This is a genomic window from Streptomyces sp. NPDC001339 (assembly GCF_042895955.1).
Taxonomy (GTDB): Bacteria; Actinomycetota; Actinomycetes; order Streptomycetales; family Streptomycetaceae; genus Streptomyces.
Map to the genome: position 1 here is coordinate 527392 of NZ_JBIAWT010000005.1, position 25479 is coordinate 552870.

Here is a 25479-nt window from a genome sequence, read left to right on the forward strand (position 1 = left end):
CTGCTGGGACGGAACTTTTTCATGAGCCTCACTGGTCTGCTCGACGCCGTCGTACGGGATCCGGCGCTCGCCGAAGCGGTGCAGGCCGCGGCCGACGGGCGCCGTCGGCAGGTGGATGTGGTGGGCCCGTCGGCCGCCCGCCCGTTCGTGATCGCCGCGCTGGCCCGGGAGGCGCGGCGGACCGTGCTGGCGGTGACCGCCACCGGCCGGGAGGCCGAGGACCTGGCCGCCGCGCTGCGCAGCCTGGTGCCGGCCGGCCAGGAGCACTCCGTCGTGGAGTTCCCGGCCTGGGAGACGCTGCCGCACGAGCGGCTCTCCCCGCGCTCGGACACCGTCGGCCGCCGTCTCGCGGTGCTGCGCCGGCTCGCCCATCCGCGGGCGGACGACCCGACCGCCGGCCCCGTCTCCGTCGTGGTCGCGCCGATCCGTTCCGTGCTCCAGCCGCAGGTCAAGGGCCTGGGCGACCTGGAGCCGGTCAGTCTGCGGACGGGCGAGTCGGCCGATCTGGAAGAGGTCGTCGAGGCGCTGGCGGCCGCCGCGTACGCGCGCGTCGAACTGGTCGAGAAGCGCGGTGAGTTCGCGGTCCGCGGCGGCATCCTCGATGTCTTCCCGCCGACCGAGGAGCACCCGCTCCGGGTCGAGTTCTGGGGCGACGACGTCGAGGAGATCCGGTACTTCAAGGTCGCCGACCAGCGCTCCCTGGAGGTCGCCGAGCACGGCCTGTGGGCACCGCCGTGCCGTGAGCTGCTGCTCACCGAGGACGTACGGGGACGGGCCGCGGCCCTCGCCGAGGCGCATCCGGAGCTGGGCGAGCTGCTCGGCAAGATCGCCGAGGGCATCGCGGTGGAGGGCATGGAGTCGCTCGCGCCGGTGCTCGTCGACGATATGGAGCTGCTGCTGGACGTGCTGCCCGAGGGTTCGATGGGTGTGGTGTGCGATCCGGAGCGGGTACGGACCCGGGCCGCCGACCTGGTGGCGACCAGCCAGGAGTTCCTCCAGGCGTCCTGGGCCGCCAGTGCGGGCGGGGGAGCGGCCCCGATCGACGTCGGCGCGGCCTCCCTGTGGGGTATCGCGGACGTCCGCGACCGGGCCCGTGAGCTGGAGATGATGTGGTGGTCGGTGACGCCGTTCGCGGCCGGCGGCACCGAGCCCGGCGCCCCGGACGAGGAGCCGTCCGCCGAGGACGGCGACACCCTCAAGCTGGGCATGCGCGCCCCCGAGACCTACCGGGGCGACACCCAGCGGGCGCTGGCCGACACCAAGCAGTGGCTCGCCGACGGCTGGCGCACGGTGTATGTGACCGAGGCGCACGGCCCGGCGGCCCGTACGGTCGAGGTCCTCGGCGGTGAGGGGATCGCCGCCCGCCTCGACGCCGACCTGCCCGCGGTCTCGCCGTCGGTCGTCCACGTCGCCTGCGGCTCCCTCGACAACGGCTTCATCGACCCGTCCCTCAAGCTCGCCGTGCTGACCGAGACCGACCTGTCCGGCCAGAAGGCGGCCGGCAAGGACGGGGCGCGGATGCCGGCCCGCCGCCGTAAGCAGATCGATCCGCTCACGCTCCAGGCGGGCGACTTCATCGTCCACGAGCAGCACGGCGTCGGCCGCTATATCGAGATGGTGCAGCGCACCGTCCAGGGCGCCACCCGTGAGTACCTCCTCGTCGAGTACGCGCCCGCCAAGCGGGGCCAGCCCGGCGACCGCCTCTACATCCCCACCGACCAGCTGGAGCAGGTCACCAAGTACGTGGGCGGCGAGGCCCCGACCCTGCACCGGCTGGGCGGTGCCGACTGGACGAAGACCAAGGCGCGTGCCAAGAAGGCCGTCAAGGAGATCGCGGCGGATCTGATCAAGCTCTACTCCGCCCGGATGGCGGCCCCCGGCCACGCCTTCGGCCCGGACACCCCCTGGCAGCGCGAGCTGGAGGACGCCTTCCCGTACGCGGAGACGCCCGATCAGCTGACCACCATCGCCGAGGTCAAGGACGACATGCGGAAGTCGGTCCCGATGGACCGTCTGATCTGCGGCGATGTGGGTTACGGCAAGACCGAGATCGCGGTCCGCGCCGCCTTCAAGGCCGTCCAGGACGGCAAGCAGGTGGCCGTTCTGGTGCCCACCACCCTCCTCGTCCAGCAGCACTACGGCACGTTCACCGAGCGCTACGGCCAGTTCCCCGTCAACGTGCGGGCGCTCTCCCGCTTCCAGACCGACGCGGAGGCCAAGGCGACCCTGGAGGGGCTGCGGGAGGGCGCGGTCGACATCGTCATCGGCACCCACCGCCTGTTCTCCTCCGAGACCAAGTTCAAGGACCTGGGGCTGGTCATCGTCGACGAGGAGCAGCGCTTCGGCGTCGAGCACAAGGAGCAGCTGAAGAAGCTCCGCGCCAACGTGGACGTCCTGACGATGTCCGCGACCCCGATCCCGCGCACCCTCGAAATGGCGGTCACGGGCATCCGCGAGATGTCCACGATCACCACCCCGCCCGAGGAGCGCCACCCGGTCCTGACCTTCGTCGGCCCGTACGAGGAGAAGCAGATCGGTGCGGCCATCCGGCGTGAACTGCTGCGCGAGGGCCAGGTCTTCTACATCCACAACCGCGTCGAAACCATCGACAGGGCCGCCGCGCGGCTGCGCGCGATCGTCCCCGAGGCCCGGATCGCCACCGCGCACGGCCAGATGTCGGAGAACGCGCTGGAGCAGGTCGTCGTCGACTTCTGGGAGAAGAAGTTCGACGTCCTGGTATCGACCACGATCGTCGAGTCCGGTATCGACATCTCCAACGCCAACACCCTGATCGTCGAGCGCGGTGACAACTTCGGCCTCTCCCAGCTCCACCAGCTGCGCGGCCGGGTGGGCCGGGGCCGCGAGCGCGGCTACGCCTACTTCCTCTACCCGCCCGAGAAGCCGCTCACCGAGACCGCCCACGAGCGCCTGGCGACGATCGCCCAGCACACGGAGATGGGCGCCGGTATGTACGTCGCGATGAAGGACCTGGAGATCCGCGGCGCGGGCAATCTGCTGGGCGGTGAGCAGTCCGGCCATATCGCCGGCGTCGGCTTCGACCTGTACGTACGGATGGTCGGCGAGGCCGTCGCCGACTACCGCGCCTCCCTGGAGGGCGGCGTGGAGGAGGAGCCGCCCCTGGAGGTCAAGATCGAACTTCCGGTGGACGCGCACGTCCCGCACGACTACGCGCCCGGCGAGCGGCTGCGCCTCCAGGCGTACCGCGCCATCGCCTCCGCGTCCACGGAAGCGGATATCGCCGCCGTCCGCGAGGAGCTCACCGACCGCTACGGCAAGCTGCCGGAGCCGGTCGAGAACCTCCTCCTGGTCGCCGGCCTGCGCATGCTCGCCCGCTCCTGCGGGGTCACGGACATCACCCTCCAGGGCAGCAACATCCGCTTCGGCCCGGTCGAACTCCGCGAGTCCCAGGAGCTCCGCCTCAAGCGCCTCTACCCCCGCACGGTCCTCAAGCCGGCCACCCGCCAGATCCTGGTGCCGCGCCCGACCACCGGCAAGATCGGCGGCAAGCCCCTGGTCGGCCGCGACCTGCTGGCCTGGGTGGGGGAGTTCCTGGCGACGGTTCTGGGGTCGTAGAGGAGCAGCCGTGGGCCAGTGGACCATGTAGTACACGAGTAGTACGTTAGGGGTATGGAGACGACCACTGCTCGTGAGTTCAACCAGCAATCCGCGAAGGTGCTGGCCGCGGCTGAGCATGGACAGGCCATAGCGGTCACGAAGAACGGCCGGCACATCGCCACCCTGGTCCCGGTGGGGCAGGCCGAGCCCGTGCCTCCGTACCCCACCGACCCCATGGGTGATGAAGACGATCTGCCGCTGTTCGACGGCCCCGCGGACCTGTCCGCGCGAGTCGACGAACTGCTGGCTGAAGGGTTCGGCGAGTGAGCGTCCCGGTGGCGATCGCCGACACCTCGGCGCTCCTCGCGATCTTCAACCGCCATGATGCGGAGCACGCCGCATGCCGGACGGCCCGGTCCCGGATCGGCCATCTGGTGATCTCGCCCATGGTGCTGGCCGAGCTGGACTACCTGGTCATCACTCGAATCGGCGCAGACGCCGCGATCCGTGTGCTCGACCACATCATGGAGAAGGGAGATCTGCGGCGCTACGAAGTCCCCGAAGTGGCTCCGCATCTGAGGGTCGCCCGGGCTTTGATGGCGCGGTACAAAGACCTCGAGATCGGCCTCACCGACGCGATGAACGCCGCCTTGGCGGCCGAGTTCCGCACCGATGCCGTGCTGACGCTGGACCGTGAACACTTCCGGGTGATCCGGCCGCTGACGGGCCACGCCTGCTTCCGGCTGCTGCCCGATGACCTGTGAACCGGCCTGCTCCCGTTGGTGTGACGGTCAGCGCGGGGACGTCCGCTTGAGGACCACGATGTCCCGGCCGCCTCCGAGGACCGCGTACCTCGACTTCGGGTGGCGGGCCGTCGCGTCGGCGAGGACCTGCTCCGGGGTGTGGTCGTCGCGGAGTTCGTCGGCGATGTAGTCGGGCGCCAGCCCGCCCGTGGCGCCCATCCAGAAGACCCGCGTGCGGTCGGTGAGCCGGCTCAGCGGGCGGATGCCGGACTCCACGGTGGCGCCGTCGGGTATCCGCTCCAGCAGCTTCGCCGCGGCGGTGGCCTCCGGCGGCGTGCGGTAGGTGGCCGTCTCGGTGAGCCGGGCCAGCGGCAGGGTGGTGGTGAGCGCGAGAGCGGCGGCCAGGACGGCGGCCGGCAGGTGGTGGGCGTACGTCCGCAGCCAGGGCCGGACAGAGGCCCGGGCCCGGGGCAGGGCGTCGACCAGGGCGAGGAAGACCACCGGCATCAGGACGGCGTTGTAGTGCCAGTCGGTGCCCCAGTAGTGCGACTCGTGGGAGAGAAACCGCCAGCCGAGGGTGGGCAGCGCGACCAGGAGGAGAGGGGAGCGCAGCGCGAGGAGCCCGGTCGTGGGCAGCAGTACCCACAGCGTGGTGTTGAGTGCGGTGCCGAGCGGGATGGTCGCGCCGCCGTTGTCGGCCCCGAACTTGCTCCAGTAGTCGTACGAGCCCGAGCCGTTGAAGGCAGGTATGAACACGCCGAGGGTGACGGCGGTGGCGGTGAGTCCGAAGGCGACCAGGGCGATGGGCAGCGGACTGGCCCGGCGGGTGCGCAGCAGGGCGAGGGCGCCGATGGCGGCGGCGGTGACGCCGAGGTCCTCCTTGACCAGGACGAGCGGCGCGGCCCAGCACACCGCCGCGGTCCATCGCCCGCGCAGCACCGCTTCGAGGGCGAAGGCGATCAGCGGCAGCGCGAAGGCGATCTCGTGGAAGTCGAAGTCGACGGCCTTCTGCACGCCCCAGGACATGCCGTACGCGATGCCGATGGCCAGGCCCGGCAGGCGGCCGAGGTGGCGGGCGGCGGCGCGGGTGACCGGGACCGTGGAGAGCGCGAACAGGGCGGCCTGGGCGATCAGCAGGGTCAGGGGGGAGGGGAAGAGCCGGTAGAGCGGGGCGAGCAGGACCAGGACGGGGCTGAAGTGGTCGCCGAGGATGTTGGTGCCGGGGCCCTTGAGGTCGACTATCGGCGCCTGGAGCTGGGCGTAGCCGCGTATCGCCTGTTCGAAGATGCCCAGGTCCCAGGAGGACGTGGACAGCGTGCGGAAGCGCCACAGGGCCAGCAGCGTGAAGGCGAGGAAGAAGAATCCGGCGGTCCAGTACGGATCGAGCCGGGGCGCGCGCAGCGAAGCGAGGAGGGCGCCTCGCGGGGCGGGGCCTGCGGTCGCGGTCGTGGCCGGGGTGGCGGTCCGGGGCCGCGGCACGCTGCCGCCGTCGTCCGTGCCCGTGCCCGGCCCGGGGGTACCGCCGGCCGTTGCTGCGGCCGTGTCCATGAGGGTCCTCGCTCACTCTCAACTACACGGAAAGATACTCGAACGGATGTGCCAGGCGGCCTGGCGGCCGGGCCGCCGACGGCACAGGCCGGCAGTGGTGGAGACGCGACTGCGGAGCGGTCCGTTCCCACACGCGGCCCGTTCCCGTGCGGGACGGCGGGATGGCGGGACGGCGGGACGGCGGGACGGCCGGACGGCCTGGCGCCACGCGTCGCGGTGCTGGGCCGTCGGGAGCGAGGAGGTAGGGAAGCCGCTGCGTTCAGCAAGCGGCCCCACCCCCACCACCCACCCCCACCACCCACCCCCACCACCCACCCCCACCACCCACCCCCACCACCCACCCCCACCTCCCACCCCCACCACCCACCCGGACGTTCTCAAGGCAGCCGGGCATGGGTCGGCCCCCGTCGCTGTAGTGGGCGAACGGGGGCCGATGGTGTGGCTACTGCGCTGCGGGTCGGCTGGTCTCGCGTACACAGTCCAGGCAGACCCACCCAGCGCGTGCTAGGAGCCGGGTGGCCTCGACCGCCCGCCGCTAAGGCCGGGGGGCGGTCATCATGGCGTCGAAGTACTGGAATGCCGACATCTCATAACTGGTGTGGCCGGTAGCGCCCGCGTGTCTCAGGCACCACACCTGTCCGTCGTCCGGGTCGGCGGTGTCGACGGAGTGTTCTGCGCAGGTGAGGCACTTGCCGACGTACCGGAGCCCCATGCCCGTCATGGCTGACAGCCTCCACTCAGCGAACCGATACCGGGCCCTCATGCCGTGCCCTCCGGACGGTCCGGGGCATCACTGCCCACCGCCTGCATGGCGTCGATGCACGCGGCGAGACCACGCAGCATCTCCGCCAGCTCCTCCTCGGTCAGCTCATCCACCCACGCGGTACGGGCCTTGAGATCCGCCCGCATCTGGTCGAGCTGCCGGTACAGCTCCCGATACCTGATGTACCGGTTCCACGCTTGCTCGACCCGATAGCGCAGCCGCGACCACGCGCCCGCCCTCATGACCCTGCCGCCGTTTGAAGACCCTGGTAGGCGATCGCTGCCGACTGACTATCTGTGCGTGCCCCGGTCGTCATCGGCCCTCCCGCTTCAGGTGCGGGTGACGGCGCACCTCGATGTTGCAGTCGATCACCCTCGACATGTCCCCGACGGTGCGCGCCGCCGAGCGCTGTCGGACCAGGGCGGCACACACGTCGCACCCGTCAACCGGCTCGGGCTCCTGTTGCGGAAGAGGATCTTGTAGGTGGACGGGGCGGCAGTTGCCGGGCATCAGCTCACCACCTCCACACCGTGGATCCAGCGCGGCCCTGAATCGACCCCGTACGTCGCGAGCCACAGCGCCCGCCGCCGCCCGCGCCGCAAGCGCTGCTCCTGTTGCTCTTCGGGCGTGAGGACGTACGGACGGATCAGGGCCGAGTCCTCACCCCGCAACAGCCCCGACTCACGTGCGGGCACGCGGGGAAGTGCGAGCGTCGGCGCGTCCGCGCACCCCACGGCGGGCAGCGCGTCCGTGGACCGATGGCGCCCGCGCGCGGGCAGCAACACCCGCAACAGCAGTTCGAAGATCCACGCGCTATGTTTGCGCATGTCGTCAACCTCCCAGGGGTTGGTGGCCATGCCCCCGGGCCGTCAGCAGCGGTTGCGGGGGTCTCTGGCAGCCACGTAGTCACGTGTTGACTGACCGTAGGACCCCTGCGGAGAAAGAGGGGGCACAGTTTGTGCCCCCTCGTTCATGCCGCGAGTACGCCGATCTTGACTGCTAGTTCGCTGGCCCGGCGTCGCTGTGCCGGGCTCTTTGAGTCCGTTTCTTCCAAGACGATGCGGCGGGCGTAGCCGTTGTAGCGGATCGTTTCCGGAGCCGCCTCGTAGGCCTTGTCGAGCGCGGCAAGTGCCGCTTCGGTCTGCCCATCGAGTTGATACCCGCGTGCCTCCTCGATGCGGTGCCGAGCGCGCCGGGGGCGGGAAGGGATTATTGCTGCGTCCGCAGCAGCGGCCTGCCGGACGCTTTCTGCACCCGCGTGCAGTTCGACCGCGATAGTGACCGCGTGTGCTCCCATGACTGCCTGGGAGAAGGACGTAACGGGGTGGTAGTAGTCGGCAGGCAGTCGGTCGGCCATAGTGCGTGCCGTATCCCAGTAACGCCAAGCAGTTCCCGTGTCGCCTCGGCGGGCGGCGGTATATCCGGCCTCGAATTGCAGTGCCCCCGCAATGGCGAGCACGTCGTTACTCGCATCGGGCAGGAACGTCTCCAGGTACCGGATCGTCTCCAGGTTCACAGCGTCGGCAGAGTCGAAATGGGCATGTCCGCTGTCGCGGTGAGCCTGCGCGGCCAGCCACGCCGCAACACCGATGGCATGCGGATCTTCCGATTCCTGCGCGGCAATCATGCTGCGCTCGACGACACGCCACAGCAGAGATGCATCCGGCTGGTAAGCGATGAAGAACTGACTCAGGCTGTAGACCTCTGCCATGAGCCCCTGGGCTACCCGGCGCTCGCTCGCCGAGTTGGCTTGCAGTGCCACACATTGTGCATCTCGGATCAAATCCGGCAGGAGTGCTCCGATGACATCCCTGTGATGGGGGGCGGAATGCCGGGCGCTCCACGCGCGGGAAAGCCTTTCTCGAAGATGCGCTGAGGGTGGCGCCTCTCGCTGTGTCGTCAATGGGAATGAGTCGATGGCCTGGCGGACTTGGGGCAACCGGGCGTGTCCTGGACCGGTGAACAAGTCGACTGCCATCGACTGATCACCGGTGAGGTCAGAGAGGTTCCGTACTCGGAGGGCTTCAGCGATACGCAGCACCATGGGGAGCTTGGGCATGTGCAGGCGCCCACCCTCAACTTGCTTCACCCAGCTTGGCGACTTACCAAGCAGGCCGGCCAAGACACCCCGACTCATGCCGCGACGGGTGCGCAGAATCTGCATGCGCTGGCCGAACGCGACCGGTTCCGCGAACGGTTCGGGGGTAGCATCTGAAGACACGGCCTTGCCCCTTTCTGTGCAGCTCGTCACTGCCAGAGTACGGGGTGGGGCCGTACTTGTTGATCCCTCGCAGGAGCCGCCTGGCTGTACCCGATTCGGCCCCGCCAAGCGTGGCACGGTCGTTGTCGTAGGGGTTCGTGTCCACGCCCCGGTCCACCTCCCGTGGTCGCGGGGTCGTCTGCCTTAAGTCCCTTGCAGCAGCGTCCGGTTGCTCCCATCCCATGCACCTGCAAGCCCGCCTATATTTGAGGTATGGGAGAAAATCCCGGAGACCTGTGGTCCCACCCACAGCTTGCGGCGGCGGTCACCAGCGGGGACTGGGGCGCCGTCTTCCGCACGTACCGCAAGCTCACCGGCTTGAGTCAGATGAAGCTCGGTGAACGCGTCGGCCTTGTCCAGCCGGACGTGTCCGATATCGAGCGGGGTTGCAGGAGGGTGACCTCCGTGGAAGTGCGGCAACGCATTGTGGCGGGGATCGGCGTCCCGCCCGCTCTTCAGTCCACCAGCGTGCCTCTGACCGCCGACGCGGCCCCGGTACAGGGCCTGTCTCTCCCTGGCGTGGCGCCGGACGAAGACCTGTTGGCCAGGGTGACCAGCGTGGTCGACGCCACGCATCGTGTGGACACGGCAACCCTCGACTGGCTTGACCGGCTGCTGGCCGAGCACCGACGTGCGGAAGACACGATTGGGTCCCGGCCCCTCGCGGACGTGATGCGGCAGCAGCTTCGGACGGTCGTCGACTTGTATGCGGGCGCGCGGGGCGACCTGGCGGATCGTGTGGTCCGCCTTGCCTCCGAGCATGCGCAGTTCCTGGCGTGGATGGCGCAGGACCAGGCACATACGGCTGCCGCCCTGGCTTGGTACGACCGGTCTCACGAGTGGGCGCTTGAGGCCGGGGACGCCAACATGGCAGCCACAACCCTCAGCATGAAGGCACACATGGCATGGTCCGGTGGACGCGGAATGCGGTGCGTACGGCTTGCTGAGGCGGCCCGCTGGTCGGCGCCTGGCACGTCTCTCGGCGTACAGGGCATGGCCACGCAGATGGCAGCCAGAGGACACGCACTCCAAGGCCAGGACGGCGACGCTCACCGCCTCCTCGACGAGGCGCAAGAGCTGATCAGCCGAGCGTCCGAGCACCCCGAGGACGAACCGGTGTGGATGTACTTCTACGACGAGACGTGGTTCTCCCTGCAACGCGGCATGGCGTCCCTGCATCTGCGCGACTGGCAGGCGGCCATCGACCACCTCACGGGTGGGCTTGACGCCCTGCCGGACGAGTACCGGCGCGACAAGACGTGGTACCGCGCCTGCCTGGCGCACGCGCTCGCCGGAGCGGGCGAATCGGCGCAGGCCGCATCCGTGGCCGTGGCGAGCGTCCCTGATGCCGCTGCCGTCGGCCGCCCGCACTCTTGGAACGAATTGCACACCACAGCCGCCGTATTGATGCGCAGAGGGGCGAAGGAAGGGCCCCAACTGGTCGCTGCGCTACGTGAGTACGACTAGTGCCGAGGGGGCATATGCGCCGTTGTGGGGCATGAACGCTTATGGTGCACTCGTCGTGGCACCTTCGGCGCCACGACGCCGGGGCGGATGTTCGACGGCCATGCCGAAAGTTTCAATGCCGTGTCGGATACGGCAAAACCCGCGCGGGAGGGCTGAGCAGTGGCACGGACTGAATATTACGCCGACCCGAATGCGCCGGAGCCAAACAGTTTGGTAGTCGCTGCATCGGCCGTCGTCACGGATGACGACGGGCGAATTCTGCTGCAGCGGCGGACTGATAACGACCTGTGGGCGCTTCCCGGCGGTGGGATGGACATGGCCGATTCATTGCCAGGAGCGGCCGTGCGGGAAGTCAAGGAAGAGACCGGGCTGGACGTAGAGATCACGGGGCTTGTCGGTACGTACACGGACCCGCGCCACATCATCGCGTACAGCGACGGTGAGGCGAGGCGGCAATTCAACGTGTGCTTTACCGCGCGGATCGTCGGTGGCTCACTGTCGATCTCGGAGGAGTCCTCAGAGTTGCGATTCGTGGCCCGCAGCGAGGTTGACGTGCTGCCCATGCACCACACACAGCGGCTGCGTGTTCAGCACTTCCTGGATCACCGCCCCACCCCATATCTGGGATAAGCCACGCAGGAGGACGCCGTGAGCACTGGCGAGTGGGTCAGTACCTCGATGCCGTATCTGACGCCCCGTAAGGAGGGGCAGCCCGACGCCTGGGGCGCGGAGGCTGCTGCCCGTGGTCGCCGGGGCAGGCAACGTATCGTCCATGCTGGGGAGATCGCGGCACCAGCCGAGATCGCGGACTGCCTGGGGATCGCCGAGGGCGAGAGCGTCGTCGTGCGACGCCGCGTGATGTATCTCGACGACGCGCCCTGCGAGTTGACCGACACCTATTACCCCGCCCACATCGCACGAGGAACCCGTCTGGCCGGGACGGCCAAGATTCCCGGCGGTGCGGTCTCGCTCCTCGCCGAGCTCGGGCACACAGGCGCCCGGGTACGCGAGGACGTGATTGCCCGGATGCCCAGCGACGAGGAACGTGAAGCCCTGCAGACCGGCACGGACGAACCGGTGCTCCAGCTGACACGGGTCACGCTGGACGGCGACGACCGGCCGATCCAAGTCGACAGGATGGCCATGCCCGGACACCTTCAGCGGCTGCGCTACGAGATCAGGATCGGATGACCGTGCCGGGAACCGAAGGCGGCGTGTACGGCCGGCGGTCCCTGCATGAAGACCATGAACGGCCGCGGCCCGCCCTTCTGGCGGACGACTGGACTTCCGGCACAGGCCCTAGCCGCAGGAGTGGGGGCGGTGGACGGCCACCGATGCGCTGCAGAGCATGGGCTCTTCCCCGTCCTCGGTGGTGAAGACGAAGGTCACTCCCGAGGCGGGGACGCGGATCGCGCACTGGCCTTCAAGAGTCAGCGGCTCGTAGTTCTCCCAAGGGCATCCGGCGTCGCTCAGCGCCCGCAGGACTTCGCCATAGGCGGGATAACCGGGGAACGTCTCCAGCTGGCCCGGCTCCCGCGACGGCCATTCCATCGTGGCCCAGTCCGTCTGGACGACGATCGAGTCGATCACCTGGCAGTGAGCCTGGCAGGTGGCGACCTCCAGGCTGCCGTACGCGTACAGATACGGCAGCCCGTCAGCTCCGGTCGAGGACCCCCGGTTCCACGGAGGCCCCAACACCTCGGTGACGTCCTTGAGCTGGGCTCCTATGCGCGCCGTGTCGATGCGGCCGGTCTGAGCGAAAGGCGTGAGAATGTCTAGAACGTTCATGCAGTGCAGGATTTCATGGCGGCATCCGCCCGGCCCCATGCCGTGATGACGCGGCGACGCCCCCTGGAGCAGACCCTGGCCGTTGTCCGCCCCGGCCCCGTCGGCCTACCGCATAGCAGGCTCCGCCCGTGCCTCCGGTTGGGCTGCGTAGTGCGCGCCCTCTACGGGCTGGTCGGTGAAGAAGCGGACCACCAGGTCGACGACGTCCTGGGAGCGTTCGAAGGGGAGCCAGTGGTCGCACTCGGTGATGGTGAGGAAGCGGCAGTTTTCGACGTTGGCGGCGAAGGCGCGTTGTTTCTCGGGTGCGGAGACGGTGTCGTGCTCGCCGCAGAAGACCAGCGCCGGTACGCCGCGCAGCTCGCCGGACGGCTGCATCCCCTCGGTCGCGGCGCGGTTCAGGATGGTGAATCCGTGGGTGGTGTTGGCGACGGCGTGGGTGAGCAGGCGTTTGACGTAGCGGCGGGCCAGTCTGCGGTGGCGTACGTAGCGGCGTTCGTCCTGGCAGAGCCAGAGGTTGAGGGTGAGCTCGACGAACTCCCCGGGCCTGCCGTCCATCACGCGGGTCGCGGCCTTCCGCCAGGTGTCCAGTTGCATGCTGGTGACCTCCACCGGTACTCCGCCGAGCAGGAGGCGGGCGACCCGGTGGGGGTGCCGTTGGGCGAAGGCGAAGCCGATGGCGGAGCCGTAGGAGTACCCGAACAGGTTGACGCTGACGATGCTGAGGTCGTCGAGGACCTGCTCGACCGCCCGGCACAAGGTGTCCATGCCCTGGTCGTCGCGGATCGGGTCGGCCTTGCCGGAACCCGGCAGGTCGATGGTGATCAGGCTCGTCAGGGGAAGTACCGGTTCTTCGAAGTGCTCCCATCCGTCCTTGCCCTGCAGCAAACCGCCCAGAATGAGCACCGGTTCGATCCGCTGGGCCGGCTGCCGCAGCAGACGGTAGGAGTAGGACAGCCCGTCCACGCTCAGGGCGTTGACTACTTCGTCGGTCATTCGTCTCCTTCGCGTGGATACACGCGCTGTCAAGGGCGGTGGCTCACCCGCGGCTGAGGACCAGGGCGGCGTTGTGCCCGCCGAAACCCAGTGAGGTCTTCACCGCACACTGCAACCGTGCGGGGCGGGCTTCCTTGGCCACCACCTCGACGGGAACGTCGGGGTCGGGGGATTCGAGGTTGGCTGTCGGCGGTACGAGCTGGTGCTGGAGCGCCAGCACGGTGAAGGCGGTTTCGATCCCGCCGGCGGCGCCCAGGGTGTGGCCGGTCATGGCCTTGGTCGAGGTGACCAGGGGGTGCTCACCGAGGACCCGGCGGAGCATGGCGCTTTCGATGAGGTCGTTGAGCGCGGTGGCGGTGCCGTGGGCGTTGACGTGCCCGATGTCGGTGGCGCGGACCCCGGCGTCGGCCAGTGCGGCCCGCAGGGCACGTTCGGCGCCCGCGCCTTCGGGGTGCGGAGCGACGGGGGCGTACGCGTCGTTGGCCGTGCCGTAGCCGACGACCATGGCCCTGGTGCGTGCGCCGCGCGCCCGGGCGTGCTCGGGCCGTTCCAGGACGAGCAGGCCGGCGCCCTCGCCGAGAACGAAGCCGTCCCGGTCGGCGTCGAAGGGGCGGCAGGCCGCGGCCGGGTCGTCCCGCCGGGTGGAGAGCCCCTTCATCTTGCACATACTGGCCACGATCAGCCGGGAGCAGGACGACTCCGCGCCGCCGGCGAGGGCGATATCGCACATTCCGGCGCGCAGCAGCTGACGGGCGATGCCGATCGCGTCGGTGCCCGACGCGCAGGTGGTGTTCACCGTGAGGCTCGGTCCCCGGGCGCCCAGATCGCGGCAGACGCTCGCCGCGGCGCCGTTGCCGGTGGTCAGGACGGCCAGCATGGGGGAGACCCGGCGGTGGCCCCGCTCCAGGAGTGCGGTGTGCTGCTCGTCGTACACCGGGAGCCCGCCGTTGGCGGTGCCGATGACGACCGCGACCCGGTCGCCGTCCCACGCCCGCGGATCCAGCCCGGCATCGGCCACCGCCTCGCGGGCGGCCAGCACCGCCAGTCGGGAGAAACGGTCCGTCAGGCGGCGGGTCGCGGCGTCCAGGGCGGTTTCGATGTCCAGGCCGTCGATGAGGTACACGAAGTCGGTGGGCAGATCGCGCAGCTCGGCGGGCTTCCGTACGCCGGAGGGGGAAGCGGCGTGGGTGACCTCGTGCCAGTTCGCCGCGGTGCCGATGCCGGCCGCGGTCAGTATCCCGAGCCCGGTCACGAAGGCCGGGTACGGCGTCTGCGTCCCGGCGGTCACGCGGCTGCCGAATGGACGGCCGCCAGCAGCTGTCCGAAACTGTTCCGAGGTGTCAACTCGGCGTCCTCCAGGTCGACCTTCAGGCCGTCCTCGATGAGCAACCGCAGCTCTTCCAGCGCCAACGAGTCCACACCCAGCTTGCGCAAGGGGGCGTCAGAGGTCACCGAGAGCGGATCCACTCCAAACCTCGTGGTCAACAGCGTCCTGACCTGTTCGGCGATGTCCATATCAGGCACCTTTCTAGACCTTTGTGGCCGTCTGGGCTATGTGGAACAACGCATGAAACGGTCGTTGAGTCACGCCATACGCCGACAAGGCGAACGCGCGGACGGGGGCCTCGGGATGACGACGAGGGGGCGGGGGCTCCGGGGCCGCGGAAGCCCGGAAGCCCGGAAGCCCGGAAGCCCGGACGCCCGGACGCCGGGAAACCCGGGAACCCGGTACGCCACGGATCGTAGATCGTTGGCCGAAGCAGTGGCCTGGGCCACGCCGACTTCATAACATCGATCACCAAAGGTCGAGACTCCGTCGCACGATCTGCCGGGAGGCCATGTGTTCCGCCGTAGGACAGCGCTCTCCGTAACCGCCACCGCCGCCCTGCTGGCCGCGACCCCGCTGCTCGCCGCCTGCGGAAGCGAGGCGCACCCCGGTGCCGCGGCCATCGTGGACGGCAAGCGGATCACCGTCGCGCAGCTGCAGGCCAAGGTGAAGGACGTCCGGGACGCCCAGGCCCGGTCCCCGGAGGGCGCCCAGCTGATCCTGAACACCGGCCGGCTGAGCCTGGCCACCCTCAACGGCATGATCTTCGACGAGGTGCTGGCGCGCACCGCGGAGAACGCCGGGGTGACGGTCACCCGCCGCGACCTCCAGAACTGGCGTGCCCGGGCGGAGGAGCGGGCCGGCGGTGCCGAGCGGTTCAAGGCGATGTGGCTCCAACAGGGCGTCGCCCCCGACGAGATCGACGGCATGGTCCGCAACCAGCTGCTGCTCGACGGCATCGCCGAACACCTCCGCGCCGACCGCAACACCCCCCAGGGCCAGCAGAAGCTCGCCCGGACGCTGTCCGACACCTCCCGCTCGATGGGCATCGACGTCAATCCGCGGTTCGGGACCTGGGACGACCGGCAGGTCATCCTCGGCCGTACCAAGGAGCCGTGGATCACCACTACACCCGTCAGGCAGCAGGCCTGACGGCCGGGGGCCGGGGCCGGGGGCCGGGCGTGGTGAGTACCGCGGGCCGGGCGTTGTCAGTGGCGTGCGTTACGTTCGGTGCGTGAACGCTGCTGACGCCTCCGCATCCGCTTCCGCCAATGGCGCTGCCTCCGCCAATGGCGCCGCCTCCGCCAATGGCGCTGCCTCCGCCAATGGCGCCGCCTCCGCCAATGGCGCCGCCTCCGCTACGGGGGCCGGTTCCGCCGCCCGCTCCGGCGCCGACGCCCGCCCCGAGGGCACCGGCACCGGACGCCTGGTCCTGCTCACCACCAGCCATCGGGTCGCCCCCGGACTCCTGTCCTGGCCCGCCTGGCAGATCCTGCGTGCGGCGCAGCGGGTGCTGTGCGCCGACCCGGAGCACCCGCAGCTGCCGTATCTGCGGGAGGCCGGCATCGAGGTGGAGACTGCTGCCCTGACGGCCCGCGAATTGGTCGACTACTGCGTGCCGGAAGACCACACCGCCGTCATCCTCACCTCCGCCGTCGGGGAGAGCGCGCTGACCGACGGCCTGGCGCGGCTGGCCGGCTCCGGCCGCGAGACCATGCCCGACCTGGAGCTGCTGCCCGGCTCGTACGACCTGCCCGGCGCCCGGCTGCTCGACCTCGTCCAGGTCATGGACCAGATCCGCGCCGAGTGCCCCTGGAGCAGCATCCGTACGCACCGCGATCTGGCCAAGTACGGCATCGAGGAGGCGTACGAGCTGGTCGAGGCCATCGAGGAGGGCGACCGCGAGGCGCTGCGCGAGGAGCTGGGCGATGTGCTCCTCCAGGTCGTCTTCCACGCCCGGATCGCCCAGGACGCCCCGGAGGAGCCGTTCTCCATCGATGACGTCGCGGGCACGATCGTGGAGAAGCTGGTCCATCGCCATCCCCATGTCTTCGGGGAGGAGGCGGCCGAGACGCCCGAGGACGTCAAGGCGCACTGGCTGCGGACGAAGGCGCAGGAGAAGCAGCGGGAGTCGGTGACCGAGGGCATCCCGCTCGCCCAGCCCGGCCTCGCCCTGGCGGCGAAGCTGGCGTCCCGGGTGCGCTCGGCGGGCCTGGACGTCACCCTGCCCGCCGGCGAGGGGATCGGCTACGAGCTGCTGGCCATGGCCGTACGGGCGGAACGGGAGGGCATCGACCCGGAGGCGGCGCTTCGGGCGGCGGCCCGGACGTATCGGGATGCGGTGGTGGCCGCCGAGGCATCGGACGCCACCGAGAACGAGGCGCCAGAGACCACCGAGAATGAGGCGTCAGAGGCCACCGAGAACGAGGCGCCAGAGGCCACCGAGAATTAGGGGTCGGGGCGGGGAGGCTCAAGGAAGCGGGCGGAGTCGGTCGAAGAGCCATACGGCCGTGGCCGCCGCCGCGAGGCCCGCACCCACCACGCACACCCCGCGCCAGCCGGCCGCGCCCCAGACCGCGGAGGTCAGGGCCGAGCCGAGCGCGCCGCCGGCGAAGTAGGCGGTCATGTAAGCCGAGTTGAGGCGGTTGCGGGCCTCAGGGCGGATTGCGTAGACCAGGTTCTGGTTGGTGACGTGGATCGCCTGGAGGGCCAGGTCCAGGACGATGATCCCCGCCAGCAGTGCGGCCAGCGACCATGCTCCGCCTGACCCGCCCGCCGCCAGCAGACCCCACGAGCCCAGCAGCAGGAGTGCCGCGGCGCCGGTGACGCGGTGGGCCAGGCCGCGGTCGGCCAGCCGGCCCGCGGCCGACGCCGCCAGGGAACCGGCGGCACCGACCAGGCCCAGGAGGCCGATGGCCGACTCCTGCCAGCCGTAGGAGGGGCCGGACATCAGGAAGGCCATGGCGGTCCACAGGACGGAGAAGCCCGCGAAGGACAGCGCGCCCAGTATCGCCCGTCGGCGCAGTACCGGCTCCTGGGCGAACAGCGCCAGTGTGGAGCGGAGGAGGGCGGGGTAACGCAGACCGGCCGTCGTGCGGAGGGCGGGGAGGCGGAGCCGCAGGAGTACCGCCATCAGCAGCATCAGGGCGGCGTTGATCCAGTACGCGGTGCGCCAGCCGCCCAGCTCGGCGAGGAGTCCGGAGGCCGTACGGGCCAGCAGGATGCCGAGCAGCAGTCCGGTCATGACGGTGCCGACGGTCCGGCCGCGCTCGGCGGGAGCCGCGAGGGTCGCCGCGTACGGCACGACGACCTGGGCGGCGACCGAGCTCAGGCCGGTGAGGGCGGTGCCGGTCACCAGGAGGGCGGCGTTCGGCGCGCTCGCCGTGACGGTCAGGAACACCGCCGTCGCCGCGCACAGCGTGACCGCCAGGCGGCGGCGTTCCAGCAGGTCGCCGAGGGGGACGAGCAGCAGCAGGCCAAGGCCGTAGCCGATCTGTGCGACGGTCACCACCAGGGCGGCGGTGGACGTGGACAGCTGGAGGTCGCGGCCGATGACATCCAGCAGCGGCTGGGCGAAGTAGTTGCCGGCGGCGGACAGGCCGGTGGCGACCGACATCAGCAGCAGCGTGCCGCGTGCCAGCCCGGCGCCGGCGCCCTGGTGGTGACCGTCGCTGGTCCTGCCGGGTGCGGCGGGTGTGCCGGATGTAGCGAGTGTGGCGGGTATGGCTGGTGTGTTGGATGTAGCGGGTGCGGCGGGTGGGCTTGTGGGGGTGCGGGCAGAGCCTCCGGGTGTGGTGCTGACGGGTCTCATGGTGGGTTCTCCCCCTCGTAGTTCATCGCCCGGACCATGTCGGCGGCGGGCACGTCCCAGCCTGGGATCCGCACCATCAATGAGTCCAACACATAGTTTTCATCGCATCCATCGCGGAACCGGATTGATCCCTTACCCTCTGCCGCTATGGAGCTCCAGCAGATGAGGTATGTGGTCGCGGTGGCCGAGACCGGTGGGTTCACCCGGGCCGCCGAGCGGTGTCATGTGGTGCAGTCCGCGCTCAGCCATCAGATCGCCCGGCTGGAGAAGGAACTCGGCGCGCGGCTCTTCGACCGGACCAGCCGGAGCGTGCGGCTGACCGCCGCGGGTGAGGCGTTCGTGCCGGTCGCCCGGCAGGCGCTGCAGGCGGCCGAGCGGGCCCGCGCCGAGGTGGCGGCGGCGACCGGTGAGGTACGCGGCCGGCTGGCGGTGGGGGCGATCTCGACCGTCGCGGCCGTCGATCTCGCCCGTGAGCTGGGCGCGTTCCGTACCCGTTATCCACAGGTGCGGATCAGTCTCCAGACGGGGATGAGCGATCTGCTCATCGAGCGGGTGCGGGAGGGGACGCTGGACGTCGCTTTCGTCGGGCTGGTGCCCGGCGCGCGCACGGTCGGCGTACGGGAGAAGGAGCTGGCGCGCGGTGAGCTGGTGGCCGTGGTGGCGCCGGGGCATCCGCTGGCGGGGCGGGAGTGGACCACGCTGTCGCGGCTGGCGCGGGAGACCTTTGTCGACTGGGCGGAGGGGTCGGCGGCCCGGCGGCAGCGCGATGACGCGTTCCGGGCGGCGGGGCTGACCGCGGAGGTGGCGTTCGAGGTGGCCGGCGTGGAGTCGCTGGCGAAGCTGGTGCGGGCGGGGCTGGGCATCGGCATGGTCCCGGAGGCCTTCGCCTCCGAGCTGCCGGGGCTGTGCGTCGTCCGGGTGCGGCCGGCTCCGGAGCGTACCGAGCGGGTGGTGTGGAGCGCCCTCGGGCCGTCGCCGGCGGCTATGGCGTTTCTGGCGGGGCTGGGCGTGGGGGCGGACGGGGAGCCGGAGGGGTCGGCGGCGGGGGCGTAGGGCGTCCGAGGGTTCGGCAGCGGTCGGTCCGGCGGCGGGGGCGTAGGGCGTCCGAGGGTTCGGCAGCGGTCGGTCCGGCGGCGGGGGCGTAGGGCGTCCGAGGGTTCGGCAGCGGTCGGTCCGCGCGGTGGACTGCGCACCGGTTACGGTCGAAACGTGCACGACAAGTCCGACGCCACCCCCGACGCCACACCCGGCTGCCCGACCTCCGACGCCACACCCGGCTGCCCGGCCTCCGCGCCCGCGCCCTGCCCGGCCTCCGCGCCCGCGCCCGAGCTGTTCACCTGGGAGTTCGCCGCCGATCCGTACCCCGCGTACGCCTGGCTGCGCGCGCATGCGCCGGTGCACCGGACCACGCTGCCCAGCGGAGTGGAGGCCTGGCTGGTGACCCGCTACGCCGAGGCGCGGCAGGCGCTCGCCGACGCCCGGCTGTCGAAGAACCCGGTGCACCACAGCGAGTCCGCACACGGCAAGGGCAAGGTCGGCATCCCGGGCGAGCGCAGCGCCAACCTGATGACGCATCTGCTCAACATCGACCCGCCCGACCACACCCGGCTGCGCCGGCTGGTGTCCAAGGCGTTCACCCCGCGCCGGGTCGCCGCGTTCGCGCCGCGTGTGCAGGAGCTGACCGACCGCCTCATCGACCAGTTCGCGGCCAGGGGCTCGGCCGATCTCATCCATGAGTTCGCCTTCCCGCTGCCCATTTACGCCATCTGCGACATGCTGGGCGTCCCGAGCGAGGACCAGGACGACTTCCGCGACTGGGCGGGAATGATGATCCGGCACGGAGGCGGACCACGCGGCGGAGTCGCCCGTTCCGTGAAGAAGATGCGCGGCTACCTCGCCGAGCTGATCCACCGCAAGCGCAGCGAGCCGGGCGACGACCTGATATCCGGGCTGATCCGGGCCTCCGATCACGGTGAGCACCTCACCGAGAACGAGGCCGCCGCGATGGCGTTCATCCTGCTCTTCGCCGGATTCGAGACCACCGTCAACCTCATCGGCAACGGCACCTACGCCCTGCTGCGCCACCCCGCCCAGCGCGAACTGCTCCAGAAGGCGATCGTGGCGGGCGACACCGAGCTGCTGAACACCGGCGTCGAGGAGCTGCTCCGGTACGACGGCCCGGTGGAGCTGGCGACGTGGCGGTTCGCCACCGAGGAGCTGACGCTCGGCGGGCAGCGGATAGCCGAGGGCGACCCGGTCCTGGTGGTGCTGGCCGCCGCGGACCGCGATCCGTCGCGCTTCGCCGAACCGGATGTGCTCGATCTGACCCGGCGTGACAACCAGCACCTGGGGTACGGGCACGGCATCCACTACTGCCTGGGCGCACCGCTCGCCCGGCTCGAAGGGCAGACCGCGCTCGCGACCCTGCTGACCCGGCTCCCGGACGTCCGGCTTGCCGCGGATCCGGATGATTTGCGGTGGCGTGGCGGACTCATCATGCGCGGACTGCGGTCGCTGCCAGTGGAGTTCACACCCGAGCGCCCCTGACCGAGGGGGCGGTATCCGGAGCCGAGCCCCTGACCAGGGGCGGGTCGTATGCGGCAGAGAATGTGACGGGCCGTCAGGTGCGTGACCTGTGCGTGATCTTTACTACACCGGCTTGTGACTACCCGTGACCCCGGCTACTTTGCACCGATGACCGACAGGAGTTCGAAAGAGACTCGAACCGGTCGTTGAATAACTCAACCGCCGCGCGAAAGGCATCCGCATGCGTTCCGGGAATGGCCGACACCGTCGCCCCCGTCAAGCACCGGCCATCTTTGTCACGGCGGGAGTGACCGGCTCCGCCCTCGCACTGCCCCTGCTCTCCGCCGGCGGTGCGCACGCCGCCGACACCGCCACCTGGGACAAGGTCGCCCAGTGCGAGAGCGGCGGGGTGTGGAGCGCGGCCTCGGGCAACGGCTTCTATGGCGGGCTGCAACTCACCCAGGAGATGTGGGACGAGCATGGCGGCTCGGCCTACGCGTCCCGCCCCGACTACGCCAGCCGCGCCCAGCAGATCGCGGTGGCCGAGGCGATACTCGCGGCCCGGGGGCCGGACGCCTGGCCGAGCTGCGCGGTGAACGCGGGGCTGACCACGGGCGGCCGCGCGCCGCAGGTCGACCCCGGCGGCACCGGTACCCCGACGCCCGACCCTGCGGACGGTACCGGCTCCGACTCCGGTCGCGGCTCCCGTTCCGGTACCGGTTCCGGCTCCGGTTCTCGTTCTGACTCCGGCTCCGGCTCCACGGACGGTGCCGACCGCACGGACGGTGCCGGTGCCTCGGACGGTCGCTCGGGCGCCTCGGGGGAGTGGCGCGGGAACGGCGGGAACGGTGACGGCCCGGGCGGCGCGCCGTCCGATCGGCCGTCCGATCGGCCCTCCGATGTGACGCCTTCGCCGTCGCCCTCCTCTCCTGACGGCTCCGACGCCGGCTCCAGCTCCGGCGTCGGCTCCGATGATCAGTCCCCCTCCGGCGATGCGTCCCGGGGGCCGGACCGCACCCCCGGATCCTTTGATCCCGGTGCGCCGACCGACGACAGCGACGGCCGCGGTGCCGGTGGCGGTGACGGGAGCGGTGAGGAGGGCTCGCCCTCCGCCGACCCGTCCCGTAACAGCGACCCGTCCGGTTCGACCGATCCCTCCGGCTCGCCCGACCCCGCCGGCTCGACCGGCCCCTCGGACTCCATCGACCCGTCGGGCTCCACCGGACCCTCCGACTCTCCCGCTCCCTCCGACTCTCCCGGCTCGTCCGATGGCGGCGGCCGTACGGACGATGACGCGCCCGGTCGTGCGGACAGCTCCGGCGCGCCGCACCAGGGGCCCGCCAAGGGCAAGCACCGCGGCAATTCGGACGAGAGTGAAGGGGACGGCGGGCGCTCCTCCAGCGGCCGGCACGCCTCGCGCGGCGACCGCGACAGCCGCGACGACCGTGGTAGCCGCGGTGACAGCGGCGACGGCGCGCACCGCACGGGCGGCAGTACGGGCGGCGCTACGGGCCCGGCCTCCGGCGGCGACTACACCGTGCGCCCGGGTGACAGCCTGTCAGCCATCGCCCAGGCTCATCGGCTGCCCGGCGGCTGGCCCGAGCTCTACGAGCGCAACGAGGGCGTCATCGGCTCCGACGCGGATCTGATCCGCCCGGGCCAGCGGCTCGATCTCGGGCACCCCGGGGCGTAGTTCGCCGCCTTCGTCCGATATGGGGGCACGTTCACCCGTTGCGGAGAAAGTGAGACAAGGGTCTCGTTGCGTCCGGCGAACTGAGAGTCGCCCAGCCCCGTCGGACCCGCTCCTACCTGCGGAAATGTAACCCAGCCGTGATCAAAAGCGGTCAACTTGGTTCAGAAGATGGGGTTTGAACACCAAGGGGATTACTGCTTACGGTCATGACCGCTCGCCAAAGCGGGCCCTTCGATCACACGCCGAATCCTGCCGGTGGTCGGAGGCAGTTGACGCGTAAGCGCCGTAGGCAGGAGCGGGGGAACCAAGGTAAGTGCCGGCAAGGCCCGTGACAGCGGGTCAGTCGGCTTGGGGTGAAGCCCGGTGCGCCAGACGCACCGGCCGGGCCACTCACAGTCCGAACCCGACAGCTCACCTCGCAGGCGTCGGTGAGGAAACGAACGAACCATGCTGATCAACAAGGGCAAGCACCGTCGTCCCTCCAAGGCCGTCCGCGTCGCCACCCTCGCCGGTGTCGCCGGCGCCGCCGTCGCCGTCCCGCTGATGGGTGCCACCTCCGCCAACGCCGCCTCGGTCTCCACCTGGGAGAAGGTCGCCCAGTGCGAGTCCAGCGGCAACTGGTCGATCAACACCGGTAACGGCTACTACGGTGGCCTGCAGTTCTCCAACTCCAGCTGGGCCGCCGCCGGTGGTACCAAGTACGCGGCGCGCGCCGACCTGGCCACCAAGGAACAGCAGATAGCCGTCGCCGAGAAGCTCCTCGCCATGCAGGGCCCGGGTGCCTGGGGCTGCGCCGCTGCCGGTGGCCTGACCTCCGGTGGCCCGGCCGCCGACGTCGACACCGGCTCCTCCACGCAGACCAAGTCCGCGCCGAAGAGCGAGAAGAAGGTCGAGAAGAAGGCCGAGAAGGCCGCCCCCAAGGCCGAGAAGAAGGCCGAGGAGGCCGAGCCGGCCCCGAAGTCGTACGAGGCCCCGAAGAAGTCCGACGGCAAGGGCAACTACACCGTCAAGTCGGGTGACACCCTCGCGAAGATCGCCAAGGCGCACGGCACCAACTGGAAGGACCTCTACGAGGCCAACAAGTCGGTCGTCGGCGGCAACCCGAACCTGATCTTCCCGGGCCAGAAGCTCAGCGTCTGAGCCAAGCTCGGCGTCTGAGCCGAACCGCACCGGGACCCCGCGGGCCCGGGCGGCGGGCGCCCAGCCCCACCCGGCCCCCGCCCGGCCTCGCCCCCTGAGACAGCCCCGCTGCGGCGCGCCCTCCCCCGGCGTGCCGCGGCGGGGCTGCTCGCTCTCCGGGCATCTGCGCTGGCCCGCGACGGCGTCCGCGATACTCCGCAACGGCGTCCGCGATACGCCGCATCGGCATCCGCAGTACTCCGCGACGGCGTCCGTGGTACCGCGCAGCAGCATCTGCGGTATCCCATAACGGCATGTGTGGTATACGGCAAATTTCCCCGCTAGCGAACAATGCAGGGAAACATCCGTTGAACTGCGCATTTGGGCCTCTTTTCGTCCTGCGGGGCGGGCCGACGGCGAGCGCATGCGCCCGGGGCCGTTAGGCTCATGCTGCAGAACTCCAGACACACCATGAAGGAGACAACGTGCCGTCCATCGACGTCGTCGTAGCCCGCGAAATTCTCGACTCGCGAGGTAATCCCACGGTCGAGGTCGAGGTCGGCCTCGACGACGGCAGCACGGGCCGTGCCGCCGTGCCGTCCGGCGCCTCCACCGGCGCCTTCGAGGCCATCGAGCTCCGCGACGGCGACCCCAACCGCTACCTCGGCAAGGGCGTCGAGAAGGCCGTGCTGGCCGTCATCGAGCAGATCGGCCCGGAGCTCGTCGGCTACGACGCGACCGAGCAGCGGCTGATCGACCAGGCGATGTTCGACCTGGACGCCACCGACAACAAGGGCTCGCTCGGCGCCAACGCCATCCTGGGCGTCTCCCTCGCCGTGGCGCACGCCGCCTCCGAGGCCAGCGACCTGCCGCTGTTCCGCTACCTGGGCGGCCCGAACGCGCACATCCTGCCCGTGCCGATGATGAACATCCTCAACGGCGGGTCGCACGCGGACTCCAACGTGGACATCCAGGAGTTCATGATCGCCCCGATCGGCGCGGAGTCCTTCTCCGAGGCGCTGCGCTGGGGTGCCGAGGTCTACCACACCCTCAAGAAGGTCCTGAAGGAGCGCGGCCTGGCCACCGGTCTCGGTGACGAGGGCGGCTTCGCCCCGAACCTGGGCTCCAACCGCGAGGCCCTGGACCTGATCCTCGAGGCCATCAAGCAGGCCGGTTACGCCCCCGGCCAGGACATCGCCCTCGCCCTGGACGTCGCCGCCTCCGAGTTCTACAAGGACGGCAAGTACGTCTTCGAGGGCCAGGAGCGCTCCGCCGCCGAGATGACGGCGTACTACGAGGAGCTCGTCGCCGCGTACCCGCTGGTCTCCATCGAGGACCCGCTGTTCGAGGACGACTGGGCCGGCTGGAAGGTCATCACCGACCGTCTCGGCGCCAAGGTCCAGCTGGTCGGTGACGACCTGTTCGTCACCAACCCCGAGCGCCTCGCCCGCGGTATCGAGGAGGGCTCCGCCAACGCGCTGCTGGTGAAGGTCAACCAGATCGGCTCGCTGACCGAGACCCTGGACGCCGTCGAGATGGCCCAGCGCAACGGCTTCAAGTGCATGATGTCGCACCGTTCCGGTGAGACCGAGGACGTCACCATCGCCGACCTGGCCGTCGCCACCAACTGCGGCCAGATCAAGACCGGCGCCCCGGCCCGCTCCGAGCGCGTCGCCAAGTACAACCAGCTGCTGCGCATCGAGGAGATCCTCGACGACGCCGCGGTGTACGCCGGCCGCTCCGCCTTCCCGCGGTTCAAGGGCTGAGCCCGAGCCAGTCTGAGCACGTCCCCGGCAACGGTCCCGTACCGTTGCCGGGGACGTACCTGCTTCAGCAGTCCCGTGCTTCAGCAGTCCCGTGCTTCA

Annotated in this window: 23 protein-coding genes and 1 riboswitch; of the genes, 13 read left to right on the forward strand and 10 right to left on the reverse strand. The window is 70.3% G+C overall.

Features of this window, described 5'->3' with window-relative positions:
* The first annotated feature begins 21 nt into the window (after positions 1–21).
* Genes mfd through ACFY12_RS17770 form a run of 3 tightly spaced genes read left to right on the forward strand, consistent with a single transcriptional unit; the run spans position 22 to position 4340 of the window.
* Positions 22–3594, forward strand: coding sequence for a transcription-repair coupling factor (gene mfd, locus ACFY12_RS17760; protein WP_390716696.1), 3573 nt, complete (start codon positions 22–24; stop codon positions 3592–3594).
* A 54-nt stretch (positions 3595–3648) separates the two neighbouring features.
* The gene (locus tag ACFY12_RS17765; protein WP_390716697.1) at positions 3649–3903 is read left to right on the forward strand and encodes a type II toxin-antitoxin system Phd/YefM family antitoxin; all 255 of its coding nucleotides are present in this window, start codon (positions 3649–3651) and stop codon (positions 3901–3903) included.
* Positions 3900–4340 (forward strand): PIN domain-containing protein, encoded by a 441-nt coding sequence (locus ACFY12_RS17770; RefSeq protein WP_390716698.1) that lies wholly within the window; start codon positions 3900–3902, stop codon positions 4338–4340. The genes ACFY12_RS17765 and ACFY12_RS17770 overlap by 4 nt, the downstream gene beginning before the upstream one ends.
* Positions 4341–4367: 27 nt before the next feature.
* Here ACFY12_RS17770 and ACFY12_RS17775 read toward each other — a convergent pair whose 3' ends face one another.
* From ACFY12_RS17775 to ACFY12_RS17795, 5 genes are all read right to left on the reverse strand, one after another.
* Positions 4368–5867 carry a DUF2079 domain-containing protein gene (locus ACFY12_RS17775; protein ID WP_390716699.1) on the reverse strand — a complete coding sequence of 500 codons (1500 nt, stop codon included), beginning with the start codon at positions 5865–5867 and terminating at the stop codon, positions 4368–4370.
* A gap of 535 nt (positions 5868–6402) precedes the next feature.
* On the reverse strand, positions 6403–6588 hold the full coding sequence (locus ACFY12_RS17780) for a hypothetical protein (protein ID WP_390716700.1): 186 nt from the start codon (positions 6586–6588) through the stop codon (positions 6403–6405).
* Between the two features lie 38 nt (positions 6589–6626).
* A complete protein-coding gene (locus tag ACFY12_RS17785) occupies positions 6627–6872 on the reverse strand; it encodes a hypothetical protein (protein WP_390716701.1) in 246 nt (81 codons plus the stop codon).
* Positions 6873–7139: 267 nt separating this feature from the next.
* A complete protein-coding gene (locus ACFY12_RS17790; protein WP_390716702.1) occupies positions 7140–7457 on the reverse strand; it encodes a hypothetical protein in 318 nt (105 codons plus the stop codon).
* Between the two features lie 143 nt (positions 7458–7600).
* The gene (locus ACFY12_RS17795; RefSeq protein WP_390716703.1) at positions 7601–8851 is read right to left on the reverse strand and encodes a helix-turn-helix domain-containing protein; all 1251 of its coding nucleotides are present in this window, start codon (positions 8849–8851) and stop codon (positions 7601–7603) included.
* A gap of 252 nt (positions 8852–9103) precedes the next feature.
* Between ACFY12_RS17795 and ACFY12_RS17800 the strand changes: the two genes are divergently transcribed.
* From ACFY12_RS17800 to ACFY12_RS17810, 3 genes are all read left to right on the forward strand, one after another.
* Positions 9104–10357: a helix-turn-helix domain-containing protein gene (locus ACFY12_RS17800; RefSeq protein ID WP_390716704.1), complete on the forward strand. Its 1254-nt coding sequence runs from the start codon at positions 9104–9106 to the stop codon at positions 10355–10357.
* 159 nt (positions 10358–10516) lie between these two features.
* On the forward strand, positions 10517–10987 hold the full coding sequence (locus ACFY12_RS17805) for an NUDIX hydrolase (protein WP_390716705.1): 471 nt from the start codon (positions 10517–10519) through the stop codon (positions 10985–10987).
* A gap of 18 nt (positions 10988–11005) precedes the next feature.
* A complete protein-coding gene (locus ACFY12_RS17810; RefSeq protein ID WP_390716706.1) occupies positions 11006–11548 on the forward strand; it encodes a GntR family transcriptional regulator in 543 nt (180 codons plus the stop codon).
* A 108-nt stretch (positions 11549–11656) separates the two neighbouring features.
* Here ACFY12_RS17810 and ACFY12_RS17815 read toward each other — a convergent pair whose 3' ends face one another.
* From ACFY12_RS17815 to ACFY12_RS17830, 4 genes are all read right to left on the reverse strand, one after another.
* Entirely contained in the window at positions 11657–12145 is a 489-nt protein-coding gene (locus ACFY12_RS17815) for a hypothetical protein (RefSeq protein WP_390716707.1), read from the reverse strand.
* A gap of 105 nt (positions 12146–12250) precedes the next feature.
* Positions 12251–13138 (reverse strand): alpha/beta fold hydrolase, encoded by an 888-nt coding sequence (locus ACFY12_RS17820; RefSeq protein WP_390716708.1) that lies wholly within the window; start codon positions 13136–13138, stop codon positions 12251–12253.
* A gap of 43 nt (positions 13139–13181) precedes the next feature.
* The gene (locus tag ACFY12_RS17825; RefSeq protein WP_390716709.1) at positions 13182–14390 is read right to left on the reverse strand and encodes a beta-ketoacyl-[acyl-carrier-protein] synthase family protein; all 1209 of its coding nucleotides are present in this window, start codon (positions 14388–14390) and stop codon (positions 13182–13184) included.
* Between the two features lie 32 nt (positions 14391–14422).
* Positions 14423–14653 (reverse strand): acyl carrier protein, encoded by a 231-nt coding sequence (locus tag ACFY12_RS17830; protein ID WP_390716710.1) that lies wholly within the window; start codon positions 14651–14653, stop codon positions 14423–14425.
* Positions 14654–14978: 325 nt separating this feature from the next.
* On the opposite strand from ACFY12_RS17830, the gene ACFY12_RS17835 reads away from it, so the two are divergent.
* Positions 14979–15617 (forward strand): SurA N-terminal domain-containing protein, encoded by a 639-nt coding sequence (locus tag ACFY12_RS17835; RefSeq protein ID WP_390716711.1) that lies wholly within the window; start codon positions 14979–14981, stop codon positions 15615–15617.
* A gap of 274 nt (positions 15618–15891) precedes the next feature.
* Complete coding sequence (locus ACFY12_RS17840) at positions 15892–16917, forward strand: nucleoside triphosphate pyrophosphohydrolase (RefSeq protein WP_390716823.1); 1026 nt, start codon at positions 15892–15894, stop codon at positions 16915–16917.
* An 18-nt stretch (positions 16918–16935) separates the two neighbouring features.
* Here the strand turns inward: ACFY12_RS17840 and ACFY12_RS17845 are convergent, their stop codons facing one another.
* Positions 16936–18081 (reverse strand): MFS transporter, encoded by a 1146-nt coding sequence (locus tag ACFY12_RS17845; RefSeq protein ID WP_390716824.1) that lies wholly within the window; start codon positions 18079–18081, stop codon positions 16936–16938.
* 342 nt (positions 18082–18423) lie between these two features.
* Here ACFY12_RS17845 and ACFY12_RS17850 point away from each other — a divergent pair, with 342 nt between their 5' ends.
* The 5 genes from ACFY12_RS17850 (at position 18424) to eno (ending at position 25380) form a co-directional block, all read left to right on the forward strand.
* Entirely contained in the window at positions 18424–19329 is a 906-nt protein-coding gene (locus ACFY12_RS17850; protein WP_390716712.1) for a LysR family transcriptional regulator, read from the forward strand.
* 276 nt (positions 19330–19605) lie between these two features.
* A complete protein-coding gene (locus ACFY12_RS17855) occupies positions 19606–20823 on the forward strand; it encodes a cytochrome P450 (protein WP_390716825.1) in 1218 nt (405 codons plus the stop codon).
* 286 nt (positions 20824–21109) lie between these two features.
* Positions 21110–22495, forward strand: a complete 1386-nt coding sequence (locus tag ACFY12_RS17860) for a transglycosylase family protein (RefSeq protein WP_390716713.1) — start codon at positions 21110–21112, stop codon at positions 22493–22495.
* A 230-nt stretch (positions 22496–22725) separates the two neighbouring features.
* Positions 22726–22935, forward strand: a riboswitch (cyclic di-AMP (ydaO/yuaA leader).
* Positions 22936–22942: 7 nt separating this feature from the next.
* Positions 22943–23635 (forward strand): transglycosylase family protein, encoded by a 693-nt coding sequence (locus ACFY12_RS17865; protein ID WP_390716714.1) that lies wholly within the window; start codon positions 22943–22945, stop codon positions 23633–23635.
* 464 nt (positions 23636–24099) lie between these two features.
* The gene (gene eno, locus ACFY12_RS17870) at positions 24100–25380 is read left to right on the forward strand and encodes a phosphopyruvate hydratase (RefSeq protein WP_390716715.1); all 1281 of its coding nucleotides are present in this window, start codon (positions 24100–24102) and stop codon (positions 25378–25380) included.
* The last annotated feature ends 99 nt before the right edge of the window (positions 25381–25479 follow it).

Bases quoted from the DNA above. Each gene is read 5' to 3' on its own strand.
- mfd (WP_390716696.1), top strand. From the start codon at position 22: ATGAGCCTCACTGGTCTGCTCGACGCCGTCGTACGGGATCCGGCGCTC.
- ACFY12_RS17765 (WP_390716697.1), top strand. From the start codon at position 3,649: ATGGAGACGACCACTGCTCGTGAGTTCAACCAGCAATCCGCGAAGGTG.
- ACFY12_RS17775 (WP_390716699.1), bottom strand. From the start codon at position 5,867: ATGGACACGGCCGCAGCAACGGCCGGCGGTACCCCCGGGCCGGGCACG.
- ACFY12_RS17780 (WP_390716700.1), bottom strand. From the start codon at position 6,588: ATGACGGGCATGGGGCTCCGGTACGTCGGCAAGTGCCTCACCTGCGCA.
- ACFY12_RS17785 (WP_390716701.1), bottom strand. From the start codon at position 6,872: ATGAGGGCGGGCGCGTGGTCGCGGCTGCGCTATCGGGTCGAGCAAGCG.
- ACFY12_RS17790 (WP_390716702.1), bottom strand. From the start codon at position 7,457: ATGCGCAAACATAGCGCGTGGATCTTCGAACTGCTGTTGCGGGTGTTG.
- ACFY12_RS17800 (WP_390716704.1), top strand. From the start codon at position 9,104: ATGGGAGAAAATCCCGGAGACCTGTGGTCCCACCCACAGCTTGCGGCG.
- ACFY12_RS17815 (WP_390716707.1), bottom strand. From the start codon at position 12,145: ATGAACGTTCTAGACATTCTCACGCCTTTCGCTCAGACCGGCCGCATC.
- ACFY12_RS17820 (WP_390716708.1), bottom strand. From the start codon at position 13,138: ATGACCGACGAAGTAGTCAACGCCCTGAGCGTGGACGGGCTGTCCTAC.
- ACFY12_RS17830 (WP_390716710.1), bottom strand. From the start codon at position 14,653: ATGGACATCGCCGAACAGGTCAGGACGCTGTTGACCACGAGGTTTGGA.
- ACFY12_RS17845 (WP_390716824.1), bottom strand. From the start codon at position 18,081: ATGTCGGTCGCCACCGGCCTGTCCGCCGCCGGCAACTACTTCGCCCAG.
- ACFY12_RS17850 (WP_390716712.1), top strand. From the start codon at position 18,424: ATGGAGCTCCAGCAGATGAGGTATGTGGTCGCGGTGGCCGAGACCGGT.
- ACFY12_RS17865 (WP_390716714.1), top strand. From the start codon at position 22,943: ATGCTGATCAACAAGGGCAAGCACCGTCGTCCCTCCAAGGCCGTCCGC.